Source organism: Bacillus sp. FSL H8-0547 (genome assembly GCA_038002745.1).
Classification (GTDB): Bacteria; Bacillota; Bacilli; order Bacillales; family Bacillaceae; genus Bacillus_P.
The window spans coordinates 2470526-2482952 of record JBBODD010000001.1; the positions used below are offsets into that span (position 1 = coordinate 2470526).

The 12427-nt window shown below is 45.1% G+C and carries 12 protein-coding genes; all 12 read left to right on the forward strand.

Annotated elements, in window-relative coordinates; genetic code table 11:
- Positions 1-93: 93 nt before the first annotated feature.
- The 12 genes from MHB63_12135 to MHB63_12190 all read left to right on the forward strand — a co-directional run bounded on the left by MHB63_12135 (position 94) and on the right by MHB63_12190 (position 12395).
- On the forward strand, positions 94-1119 hold the full coding sequence (locus MHB63_12135) for a methionine ABC transporter ATP-binding protein (GenBank protein MEK3807283.1): 1026 nt from the start codon (positions 94-96) through the stop codon (positions 1117-1119).
- Positions 1112-1768: a methionine ABC transporter permease gene (locus MHB63_12140; protein ID MEK3807284.1), complete on the forward strand. Its 657-nt coding sequence runs from the start codon at positions 1112-1114 to the stop codon at positions 1766-1768. Before MHB63_12135 ends, MHB63_12140 begins: the two co-directional genes overlap by 8 nt.
- A gap of 14 nt (positions 1769-1782) precedes the next feature.
- On the forward strand, positions 1783-2610 hold the full coding sequence (locus MHB63_12145) for a MetQ/NlpA family ABC transporter substrate-binding protein (protein ID MEK3807285.1): 828 nt from the start codon (positions 1783-1785) through the stop codon (positions 2608-2610).
- A 683-nt stretch (positions 2611-3293) separates the two neighbouring features.
- Positions 3294-3662 carry a carboxymuconolactone decarboxylase family protein gene (locus tag MHB63_12150; protein MEK3807286.1) on the forward strand — a complete coding sequence of 123 codons (369 nt, stop codon included), beginning with the start codon at positions 3294-3296 and terminating at the stop codon, positions 3660-3662.
- 196 nt (positions 3663-3858) lie between these two features.
- Positions 3859-4029 (forward strand): hypothetical protein, encoded by a 171-nt coding sequence (locus MHB63_12155; GenBank protein MEK3807287.1) that lies wholly within the window; start codon positions 3859-3861, stop codon positions 4027-4029.
- Between the two features lie 169 nt (positions 4030-4198).
- Positions 4199-4984: a Fe-S cluster assembly ATPase SufC gene (gene sufC / locus MHB63_12160; protein MEK3807288.1), complete on the forward strand. Its 786-nt coding sequence runs from the start codon at positions 4199-4201 to the stop codon at positions 4982-4984.
- Between the two features lie 17 nt (positions 4985-5001).
- Positions 5002-6306, forward strand: coding sequence for a Fe-S cluster assembly protein SufD (gene sufD / locus MHB63_12165; protein ID MEK3807289.1), 1305 nt, complete (start codon positions 5002-5004; stop codon positions 6304-6306).
- On the forward strand, positions 6306-7526 hold the full coding sequence (locus tag MHB63_12170; GenBank protein MEK3807290.1) for a cysteine desulfurase: 1221 nt from the start codon (positions 6306-6308) through the stop codon (positions 7524-7526). The genes sufD and MHB63_12170 overlap by 1 nt, the downstream gene beginning before the upstream one ends.
- Positions 7516-7944, forward strand: a complete 429-nt coding sequence (sufU, locus tag MHB63_12175) for a Fe-S cluster assembly sulfur transfer protein SufU (GenBank protein MEK3807291.1) — start codon at positions 7516-7518, stop codon at positions 7942-7944. Before MHB63_12170 ends, sufU begins: the two co-directional genes overlap by 11 nt.
- An 87-nt stretch (positions 7945-8031) precedes the next feature.
- Complete coding sequence (gene sufB, locus MHB63_12180; protein MEK3807292.1) at positions 8032-9429, forward strand: Fe-S cluster assembly protein SufB; 1398 nt, start codon at positions 8032-8034, stop codon at positions 9427-9429.
- A gap of 1264 nt (positions 9430-10693) precedes the next feature.
- The gene (locus MHB63_12185) at positions 10694-11551 is read left to right on the forward strand and encodes a DUF72 domain-containing protein (protein MEK3807293.1); all 858 of its coding nucleotides are present in this window, start codon (positions 10694-10696) and stop codon (positions 11549-11551) included.
- Between the two features lie 19 nt (positions 11552-11570).
- A complete protein-coding gene (locus MHB63_12190) occupies positions 11571-12395 on the forward strand; it encodes a sulfite exporter TauE/SafE family protein (GenBank protein MEK3807294.1) in 825 nt (274 codons plus the stop codon).
- Positions 12396-12427 lie beyond the last annotated feature (32 nt).

The window sequence follows — 12427 nt, forward strand, 5'->3', positions numbered from 1 at the left end:
GCAGAAAGGCTTTTTGTTTTTTGAGAAAAAACATGAAGCAAGGCGATATAGAGCAAAATGTTAGTGAGTGGAATTTTGGAAGAAGGTGAATTCATGATTACGCTAAAGGACGTACGAAAAGTCTTTCAGACGAAGAATGGCCGTGTTACGGCTGTTGATTCAGTCAATCTGGACATAAACAAAGGTGAAATTTTCGGAATTATCGGTTATAGCGGCGCCGGAAAAAGTTCACTTATCCGCCTGCTGAACGGACTTGAAAAACCAACAGACGGCTCCATTCAGGTAGCCGGCCGGGGCATCGATAAAATCAGCGGCAGCGAACTTCGAAAGGCACGGCAGGAAATCAGCATGATCTTCCAGCATTTTAACCTGCTTTGGTCAAGAACGGTCCGTGAAAACATTGCGTTTCCGCTTGAGATTGCCGGAATAAAAAGCGAGCAGCGGGCTAAACGAGTAGAAGAGCTGATCAAGCTTGTCGGACTTGAAGGACGGGAAGATTCATATCCTTCCCAGCTGAGCGGAGGACAAAAGCAGAGGGTCGGAATTGCGAGAGCCCTTGCCAACAATCCAAAAGTGCTTCTATGTGACGAGGCGACATCAGCACTTGACCCGCAGACAACCGATTCCATTCTTGACCTGCTTGTTGACATTAATGAAAGGTTAGGGCTGACGATTGTTCTGATTACCCACGAAATGCATGTTATCCGAAAAATCTGCCACCGTGTAGCAGTAATGGAAAGCGGAAAGATTGTCGAGCAGGGAGAAGTGCTTGACGTATTCAGAAAGCCTCAGCAGGCAATCACAAAGCGCTTTGTGAAACAAATTACAGAGCCGGATGACACGCAGGAAACAATGGAACTGATCCTTGAAAAATATAAGCACGGCATGGTTATTCAGCTGACATTTGTAGGTGATTCTACTGAAAATCCTCTAATTACGAACCTGATTCGTAACCATCCGATTCAGGTGAATATTCTTCAGGGGAAAATTTCACAAACGCAAAGCGGATCTTACGGCACACTGTTTATCCATATAGACGGCGAACAGGCTGAACTTGAAAGAGCGATGGCCTACATCCGCAGCCAAGAGGTCGAGGCGGAGGTGATTTCAAATGTTTGAGAACGTGAGATGGGAAAATGTATGGGAAGCAACCAGTGAAACCCTGTTCATGACTGCATTTTCTGTGGCAGCAACATTTGTGCTGGGTATTATCCTCGGCTTGCTGCTCTTCCTTACATCCAGAGGCGGTATCTGGGAAAACAAGCCGGTTAATGTCATCATATCTGCATTTGTAAACATTTTTAGATCAATTCCGTTTATCCTGCTGATTATTTTGCTTATTCCTTTTACCAAGGCCATTCTTGATACGTTTCTTGGTGCAAAGGCGGCACTGCCGGCATTAATTATCGGAGCTGCTCCGTTCTATGGCCGTATGGTTGAAATTGCACTTCGTGAAATTGATAAAGGAGTTATTGAAGCGGCCAGATCAATGGGCGCTAAAACATCTACGATTATCTGGAAGGTCCTGATTCCAGAATCATCTCCTGCTTTAATTTCCGGGATTACAGTAACAGCGATTGCTCTTGTCGGCTACACAGCCATGGCTGGAGTAGTTGGTGCAGGCGGCCTTGGAAACCTTGCCTTTTTGGAAGGCTTCCAGAGAAACAATAATGCTGTAACGATGATTGCAACCATTTTAATACTTGTCATTGTTTTCATTATCCAATTTATTGGAGATTTTATAACATCAAAATTAGACAAACGTTAGGGAGGATTATCACTATGAAAAAATTACTCTTAAGTGCTGTTTTTGCTACATCTGCTTTTGCTCTTGCTGCCTGCGGCGGCGGTGATGGGGGCGGCGAGGAATCTAAAACACTGAAAATCGGAGCATCTAATGTTCCTCACGCTGAAATTTTAGAAGAAGCCCAGCCTTTACTTGAAGAAAAAGGCATCGAGCTTGATATCGTTCCTTTCCAGGACTACATCTTGCCGAACAAATCTCTTGCAAGCGAAGAAATTGATGCAAACTACTTCCAGCACATCCCGTACCTTGAGTCACAGATGGCTGAAAACAAGGACTACGATTTTGTGAATGCAGGCGGAATTCACATCGAGCCGATCGGTGTTTATTCTAAAAAGCATAAAACACTTGAAGATATTCCTGAAGGCGGAACGATTATTATGAGCAACTCTGTTGCTGATCACGGACGCATGCTTTCCCTTCTTGAAAATGAAGGCCTGATTACAATTAAAGAAGGTGTCGATAAAACAACAGCTACGGTTGACGACATCGGCGAAAACAAAAAGAACCTGAAATTTAAAGCTGACGTTGAAGCAAGCATCCTTCCTCAGGCTTATAACAATGACGAGGGAGATGCAGTTCTGATCAACACGAACTATGCCATCGGAGCCGGTCTGAATCCTCAAAAAGATGCAATTGCACTTGAAGGATCTGATTCTCCATATGTAAACATCATTACTGTCCGTAAAGGTGACGAAAACAAAGAAGAGATCAAAGCGCTTGTGGACGTTCTTCACTCAGAAGAAATCCAGAAGTTCATTGAAGAAAAATACGAAGGTGCCGTTGTACCTGTAGACGGAAAATAAGTTGCACAGCCATTGGGAAATCCGAACTGGGAAATCAGTTCGGATTTTTTCTTGTGCTGCAACATTTCAGGGCGGGAGATGAAGGGTTATAAGGTTATAAGGAGATGAGCAGAGGAGATAAGACCCTTCATTCCGTTAATTTGATGTCACATATTGCAGAGGTTCGGAACAATCAACAGCAGTGTGAGGAACACTTTCGTCGTTTCCCCGCACTGAGTTTGTGCTGCTAACACATGTTTGGAACACTTTCGGCGTGGCCTCAGACCGAGTTTGTGCTGCTAACACACCGTATTGATGGATTGCAGGAAAGTATGGATTCAGTAGATCGGAAATTCCTCCGCTAAACTGGATCAAAGTAAGCAAACATGGGGGATGCTGGTTCCGAGCATCCCCCATGTAAAAAAGATATAAATAAAGGGTCATAAGGAACGGAGCTACTTTAGCTTGTGGAGTCACCCTAAGAGTACTCTAAAACTCCAGTGCACTGCAGCGGAGGGAACGGGTACTACTGCAAACTAAATTAGAAAAGAAAATTCCTCCTTAAACAACGATCAATATTATATAGAAGAAAACAGTCACTCCAAACCAAATATGAAGCTGCTGCATCCTTTATTTTTCCGCATACTCTGGACCTGTTTTCTGCATACTAACTGTGTTGAATCTTAGGAATGGAGCTGAACATCATGCAGCATTTTGAACCGAGAAACTCAAGCGAAGCAGCTTTGCACGATTACAAAGAAGGCCTTGGCATCTTTACAGAAAAAATGCCGGAACTTGCTCACCTTTATAATGAATTTACACAGGAATGCTTTAAGGAAGGGACTCTCTCCCAAAAAGAAAAACAGCTGATTGCCCTTGGGATCAGTATTTACTCCCAGGATGAATACTGCATCATTTATCATACAAAGGGATGCCTTGATCAGGGTGCGAGCGAACAGGAAATTCTTGAAACAGTAGGCGTGACTGCCGCATTCGGCGGAGGAGCCGCCATGAGCCAGTCTGTTACGCTTGTACAGGAGTGCATCACAGAGCTCAATCAGCTGAAACAGTAGCAAACAGCAGGAAATAAGAGCATCTATTTAAATTCTGCCTGCATCACGCAGTGAAGAGCTCTGTATGTATGTCACTCATTCATATCCTTTCTCAGCCGGTTTGAACTTTTTTACAGAGGGTATTACGATAGTAGTATCGTTTTTACAAAACCTGAGAGGATGATTCATTATCTACGCAAGTCAGCAGAAGCTTGATTTGAATTACACGACTGAAATGGAAAAGGCTCTTATGCAGTCCCACAAAATGGGGTACGCAGTGTACAGCAGAAACCATGAGAAGCGTATGGAAGTAGAAAAGAATCGTGAAGAGGACTATCAGAAAAGCAAACAGCTGTTTGCGGAACTTGACCGGAAAATGAATGGATAGACTATGGATAAAAGGAATCAGCCGCAGGCTGGTTCCTTTTGGGTTGCAGCGAATTGGCTCAGCCTCCGAAAAAGTTGTATTCACTTTTCATTTGTTATAAAATTAGAATGAGAATAAATTGAGAATGATTAAATTCAGATCTTATAGATTATTGGAGGTATAAGCAGTTATGGCAGGATCAACATTAGTGATTAAAGATTTACACGTGGAAATTGACGGAAAAGAGATTTTGAAAGGTGTAAACCTTGAAATAAAAGGCGGAGAGTTCCACGCAATCATGGGACCGAATGGTACTGGTAAATCAACGCTTTCATCAGCAATTATGGGGCACCCTAAGTACGAAGTAACAAAAGGCAGCATCACACTTGACGGTGAAGATGTACTTGAAATGGAAGTTGATGAGCGCGCACGCGCAGGTCTGTTCCTTGCAATGCAGTATCCAAGCGAAATCAGCGGCGTAACGAACGCGGACTTCCTTCGTTCATCTATCAATGCGCGCAAAGAAGAAGGCGAAGAAATTTCATTAATGAAATTCATCCGCAAAATGGATTCGAACATGGAGTTCCTTGAAATGGATCCTGATATGGCACAGCGCTACCTGAACGAAGGTTTTTCCGGCGGTGAGAAAAAACGCAACGAAATTCTTCAATTAATGATGATCGAGCCTAAGATCGCCATTCTTGATGAAATCGACTCAGGACTTGATATCGACGCACTTAAAGTCGTTTCAAAAGGCATCAACCAAATGCGTTCTGAAGAGTTCGGCTGCCTGATCATCACTCACTATCAGCGCCTGCTTAACTACATCACACCTGATCATGTACACGTTATGATGCAGGGACGAATCGTAAAATCAGGCGGACCTGAGCTTTCTCAGCGCCTTGAAGCAGAAGGATATGACTGGATTAAACAAGAGCTTGGCATCGAAGACGAAACTGTTGGTCAAGAAGCGTAAGCGTTAGGGGGATTAAGATGACAGTAGAGACAACATTCAACCATGACTATGTCGCCGGTTTTTCAAAAGAACTTGGCGAACCGGAATGGCTAACAGAACTGCGCTTACAGGCTCTTGCAAAAGCTGAAGACCTTTCTATGCCAAAGCCGGATAAAACAAAGATTGACAAATGGAACTTCACTGAGTTTAAAACTCATGCAGTGAAAAGCGAAAAGCTTGCGTCACTTAACAGTCTGCATGAAGAAGTAAAATCTCTTATCGACCTTGAAGAAGAGAACAAAAATCTGTACGTCCAGCTTGATACAACACCTGCTTATTCATCTCTGTCACAGGAGCTGAAAGACCAGGGCGTAATCTTTACAGACATTCATACAGCTGCACGCGAGCATTCAGAGCTTGTGAAAAAATACTTTATGACAGACGGCGTAAAAGTCGATGAGCACCGCCTGACAGCATTGAATGCTGCCCTAATGAACGGCGGAGTGTTCGTATATGTGCCTGAAAATGTCGAAGTTGCTGCACCACTTCAAGCTGTGTATGTTCACGAGAATCCGGCTACGACTCTTTTCAACCATGTAATCGTCGTAGCAGACAACAACAGTTCAGTAACGTATGTTGAGAACTATATCTCTGTAACAGAGACTGAAGGAGCCGTTTTCAACATCGTGACAGAAGTTTTCGCAAACTCAAACGCAAAAGTAACGTACGGTGCTGTTGATCACTTGAATAAAGGTGTTACAACCTATGTAAACCGCCGCGGTACTGCAGGACGCGACGGCCGCATCGAGTGGGCTCTTGGCTTGATGAACGACGGAAACACAATCTCTGAGAATACGACAAACCTGATGGGTGACGGATCTTACGGCGACACTAAATCAGTTGTAGTCGGCCGCGGATCGCAAACTCAGAACTTTACGACTAAAGTCATTCACTTCGGTAGAAACTCTGAAGGATATATCTTAAAACACGGTGTGATGAAAGACAGTGCTTCATCTGTCTTCAACGGCATCGGGAAAATCGAGCACGGTGCTTCAAAATCAAACGCTGAGCAGGAATCAAGAGTGCTTATGCTGAGTGAAAAAGCGCGCGGTGACGCTAACCCGATTCTTCTGATCGATGAAGATGATGTTACAGCAGGACATGCGGCTTCTGTTGGCCGTGTAGATCCTCTTCAGCTTTACTACCTGATGAGCCGCGGAATTCCGAAGGTTGAGGCAGAGCGCCTTGTCATTCATGGATTCTTAGCGCCGGTAGTCAACGTCCTTCCAATTGAAGGCGTTAAGAAACAGCTTGTTGAGGTTATCGAAAGGAAAGTTAAGTAATGAATATTCAAGATATCCGTTCACTTTTTCCGATTTTGGATCAGCAGGTAAATGGACAGGATCTTGTATATCTTGACAGTGCAGCGACTTCACAGAAGCCGCTGCCCGTCATTGAAGCGCTTGACCGCTATTACCGGGAGTACAATTCAAATGTGCACCGCGGCGTTCATACGCTTGGAACGAAGGCGACAGATGGATATGAAGGAGCCCGTGAAAAGGTCCGGAAATTCATTGGCGCTTCATCGATGGAAGAAATTATCTTCACGCGCGGAGCTACGACAGCTTTAAATACAGTTGCAGCGAGCTATGGGCGTGCTAATCTTAAGGCCGGGGATGAGATTGTCATCACCCACATGGAGCATCATGCGAATGTGATTCCATGGCAGCAGCTTGCCAAAGAAACGGGAGCTGTCCTTAAATACATCCCTCTTCAAGAAGACGGAACCATTTCTTTAGAGGATGCAAAAGCCACCATTACAGATGCCGCTAAAATTGTATCTGTGATGCAGGTCTCAAATGTGCTTGGAACCATTAACCCTATCAAAGAACTTGCAGAAATTGCACACAGCAAAGGTGCAGTCATGGTCGTTGACGGTGCACAAAGTGCTCCTCATATGAAAATTGACGTGCAGGATCTGGATTGTGATTTCTTTGCTTTTTCTGCCCATAAAATGTGCGGTCCTACCGGCATCGGCGTACTTTACGGGAAAAAAGCGCTTCTTGAAGTGATGGAGCCGGTCGAATTCGGCGGCGAGATGATTGATTTTGTCGGCCTGTACGAATCAACGTGGAAAGAGCTTCCGTGGAAGTTCGAAGCCGGAACACCGATTATTGCCGGAGCGATCGGGCTTGGTGCTGCGATTGATTTCCTTCAGGATATTGGCCTTGATACCATCGAAGCATACGAGCACAGGCTTGCAGACTATGCACTCGAGCAGCTTTCAGAAGTTGAAGGCATTACGATTTACGGTCCAAAGCACCGCGCAGGACTTGTAACGTTCAATATAGAGGATGTTCATCCTCACGATGTGGCTACAGTGCTTGATGCAGAAGGCATCGCAGTGCGTGCCGGACATCATTGTGCACAGCCGCTTATGAAATGGCTGAATGTTTCTTCTACTGCACGTGCAAGTTTTTACCTGTACAATACAGAAGAAGAAATCGATAAGCTTGTTGCAGGAATTGTTAAAACAAAGGAGTACTTTACAAATGTCTTTTAACAACCTGGACACCTTGTACCGCCAGGTCATCATGGACCATTACAAAAACCCGCGGAACAAAGGTGTACTCGAAGATAGCTTAACAATCGATATGAACAACCCTACATGCGGCGACCGTATCCGCCTTACCCTTCAAATTGAAGACGGCGAGATAAAAGATGCCAAGTTTGACGGGGAAGGCTGTTCCATTTCCATGTCCTCTGCTTCTATGATGACACAGGCCATTAAAGGCCAGTCTGTTGAAACCGCGCTTAAACTGTCAAAAATTTTCTCTGATATGATGCAGGGGAAAGAATACGATGATGACATTGAACTTGAGGACATTGAGGCGCTTCAGGGTGTTGCGAAATTCCCTGCCCGCATTAAATGTGCAACTCTTGCGTGGAAGGCCATGGAAAAAGGCGTTCAAAACAGCTGAACAGGAAAACGGGCAGCTCAGAGCTTGCCCGCTCCTGCTTACAATGATGGAGAAACTTCCATCAACTATGATTGGAGTTGAATACGGATGGCTAAAAAAATGCCGGATATCGGCGATTATAAATATGGATTCGCAGACAAAGACGTCTCAATTTTCCGTTCAAAACGCGGATTGACAAAAGAAATCGTTGAAGAAATTTCACGTATGAAAAGCGAGCCTCAATGGATGCTTGATTTCCGCCTGAAATCTCTTGAGCATTTTTACAGCATGCCAATGCCTCAGTGGGGAGGAGACATGGCAGCTCTTAACTTTGATGAAATTACGTATTACGTAAAGCCGTCTGAGAAGTCAGAGCGCTCATGGGATGAGGTTCCTGAAGAAATCAAGCGTACGTTTGACAAACTTGGAATTCCTGAAGCTGAGCAAAAATACCTTGCAGGTGTATCAGCCCAGTACGAATCTGAGGTTGTTTACCACAACATGAAAGAAGACCTTGAAGATCTTGGCATCGTCTTTAAAGATACAGATACAGCACTTAAAGAAAATGAAGACATCTTCAGAGAGCACTTTGGAAAAGTCATTCCTCCAACAGACAACAAGTTCTCAGCTTTGAACTCGGCTGTCTGGTCCGGCGGATCGTTCATCTACGTTCCTAAAGGCGTGAAAGTGGATACTCCGCTTCAAGCGTACTTCCGCATCAACTCTGAAAACATGGGTCAGTTTGAGCGTACACTGATCGTTGTTGATGAGGGTGCACACGTTCACTATGTTGAAGGCTGTACAGCACCAGTTTACACAACGAACTCACTTCACAGTGCCGTTGTTGAAATTATCGTTAAAGACGGCGGCTACTGCCGTTATACAACGATTCAAAACTGGGCAAACAACGTTTTCAACCTTGTAACAAAGCGTGCAGTCTGCGAAAAGAACGCAACGATGGAATGGATCGACGGAAACATCGGTTCTAAACTGACAATGAAATACCCTGCGGTCATCCTAAAAGGCGAAGGCGCACGCGGCATGACGCTGTCAATCGCTCTTGCAGGAAAAGGCCAGCATCAGGATGCCGGTGCAAAAATGATTCACCTTGCACCAAACACATCTTCTACGATCGTGTCAAAATCAATCTCAAAACAAGGCGGTAAAGTAACATACCGCGGAATCGTCCACTTCGGCCGCAAAGCTGAAGGCGCACGCTCCAACATTGAGTGCGATACACTGATCATGGATAACCAGTCAACATCTGATACGATTCCTTACAACGAAATCTTCAACGATAACATCTCGCTTGAGCATGAAGCGAAGGTTTCAAAAGTATCAGAAGAACAATTATTCTACTTGATGAGCCGCGGAATTTCAGAAGAAGAAGCAACTGAAATGATCGTTATGGGCTTCATCGAGCCATTCACAAAAGAACTTCCAATGGAATATGCCGTTGAAATGAACCGTCTGATTAAGTTCGAGATGGAAGGTTCAATCGGTTAATAGAAACGAAAAAAGCTCGCCTTTTAAAGGCGGGCTTTTTGTTTAGCTTTTTGGATGGAACTGAAGGTACAAGTGTTCTATAACTGGGCTAAGCGCACTTGGGCGAGGTGCGGCATCAGAGAAAGTTGTTCTAGAATCGTGATAAGCGCACTTAGGCGAAACGCAGCGTCCGAGAAAGTGTTCTTAAACCAGGACAAGCGCACTTAGGCGAGGTGCGGTATCCGAGAAAGTGTTCTTAAACCAGGGTAAGCGCACTTAGGCGAAGTGAAGCACCCGTGAAAGTGTTCTTAAACCAGTATAAGCGCACTTAGGCGAAGCACAGCATCTGTGAAAGTGTTCTTAAACCAGGCTAAGCGCACTTAAGCGAAGCACAGCGTCCGAGAAAGTGTTCTTAAACCAGAGTAAGCGCACTTAGGCGAAGCACAGCGTTCGAGAAAGTGTTCTAAAACCGTGATAAGCGCACTTAGGCGAGGTGCGGCATCCGTAAAAGTGTTCTTAAACCAGGACAAGCGCACTTAGGCGAAGCAGAGCGTCCGAGAAAGTGTTCTTAAACCAGTATAAGCGCAATTAGGTCAAGCACAGCGTTCGAGAAAGTGTTCTTAAACCAGGCTAAGCGCACATAGGCGAAGCACAGCGTCCGAGAAAGTGTTCTTAAACCAGTATAAGCGCAATTAGGCGAAGCGCATCATCCGAGAAAGTGTTCTAAAACCGTGATAAGCGCACTTAGGCGAAGCGCATCATCCGTGAAAGTGTTCTTAAACCAGGGTAAGCGCACTTAGGCGAAGCACAGCGTCCGAGAAAGTGTTCTTAAACCAGGCTAAGCGCACTTAGGTCAAGCACAGCGTTCGAGAAAGTGTTCTTAAACCAGGCTAAACGCACTTAGGCGAAGTGAAGCACCCGTGAAAGTGTTCTAAAACCAGGACAAGCGCACATAGGCGAAGTGAAGCACCCGTGAAAGTGTTCTTAAACCAGGCTAAGCGCACATAGGCGAAGTGAAGCACCCGTGAAAGTGTTCTTAAACCAGGACAAGCGCACATAGGCGAAGTGAAGCACCCGTGAAAGTGTTCTAAAACCAGGACAAGCGCACTTAAGCGAAGTGCTGAACCCATGAAAGTGTTCTAAAACCAGCTCACGCATATTTCACAGTATTCCAACCCCTAATCAGCTCTACCAATAAGCAGCAAAGACCATCCAGCATGAAAATTTCTCCTCCATGTAGTATCATAAAAGAACTGATACGTACGAAAAGGAGGCTGAACGCAGTTTGATCTATATTGGACTGACGGGCTGGGGAGACCATGATGCTCTGTACCCTAACGGAATTGCAGCAGGAGAGAAACTGAAGGAGTACTCGGCCCATTTTCCGGCAGTTGAAGTGGATGCCAGCTTTTATGCGGTTCAGCCTGTAAGAAATGCAGAAAAATGGGTGAGTGATACTCCTGAGTCATTCAAATTTATAGTAAAAGCTTATCAGGGGATGACTGGCCATCAGCGCGGGGACATTCCCTTTGATTCAAAAGAAGAGATGTTCGCGGCTTTTCTCCGTTCTATTGAACCCTACATACGAGCGGGAAAGCTTGCAATGGTGCTTTTTCAGTTTCCGCCGTGGTTTGACTGCAAAAAGGAGAATGTGACCTATTTAAGATGGTGCCGCGAGCAAATGGGAGACGTTCCGGTTGCTCTTGAGTTCAGGCATCAGTCATGGTTCACTCCGGAAACACGAGAAAAAACGCTCTCTTTTATGCGGAATGAAAAGTGGATCCACAGTATATGCGATGAGCCGCAGGCCGGCAGCGGATCTGTTCCGGCAGTCGTTAAGGCAACGGACTCAGGTAAAACCCTGATCCGGATGCACGGCAGAAATGTTCATGGCTGGACGAAGCCTGCCAAAGGGGAAGAGTGGCGGGAAGTGAGATACTTATACAGGTACAATGAGGCTGAGCTGAATCAATGGGCTGAATCCATTGAAAAACTCAAGGAGGAAACAGAAGATATTTTTCTCCTCTTTAATAATAATTCCGGCGGAGATGCAGCTGACAATGCGAAGCAGATGCAAAAGCTGATGGAGATTGACTATGAGGGTCTCGCGCCAAGGCAGCTGGACTTGTTCAGCGGAGAATAGAAAGAGGCGGGTTGCTTAGATGGAATGGATTTTCCTTATTTTCATAGGCTTTATAGCAGGTACAATCGGCAGTCTTGTCGGTCTTGGGGGAGGCATTATTGTCGTTCCGGCCATGCTGTTTTCATCAGGCTTTTTTACGATTTTTGAAGGAGTTTCCCCCCAGACAGCGGTCGGGACTTCTCTCCTTGTTGTGATTTTCACAGGCCTTTCCTCTACACTCGCTTATATGAAAAAGAAAAAAGTGGATTACAGGAGCGGACTGATTTTCTTTATCGGGAGCGGGCCCGGTGGAATCATTGGAGCATATGTGAATCAATATTTAAACGCGGATTCTTTTTCCCTGTATTTTGGTTTATTTATGATTTTCGTTTCTGTTTTGCTGATGTTCAGGGACAGACTCAAGCCGAGTGCGAGACAGCCCTCGGAAAAAGAAATTGTCCGTACATATAAAGATGAGCAAGGTGCAGACGGAGTCTATTTTTATAAACCTGTTCCAGCCATCATCATTTCATTTGGCGTTGGTTTTTTGTCCGGTCTTTTTGGCATTGGCGGCGGTGCCCTGATGGTGCCTGCGATGATTCTTCTCTTTTTCTTCCCGGCCCATATTGCTGTTGCAACGTCTATGTTTATTATTTTTCTCTCTGGCCTATCAAGCTCGGTTATGCATGCGGCACTTGGAAATATAAACTGGCTGTTTGCACTTGCTTTAATACCGGGCGCCTGGGCAGGGGGAAAAGCCGGTGCGCTGATTGCCTCAAAGCTTTCTGGAAAAGCGCTCATCAGTCTGCTGCGGATTGTCTTGATCCTTGCGGGACTTAAACTGATTTATGAAGGTGTTTTCTAGAATTGACACACCTTTTTGAAAAGGGGACTATT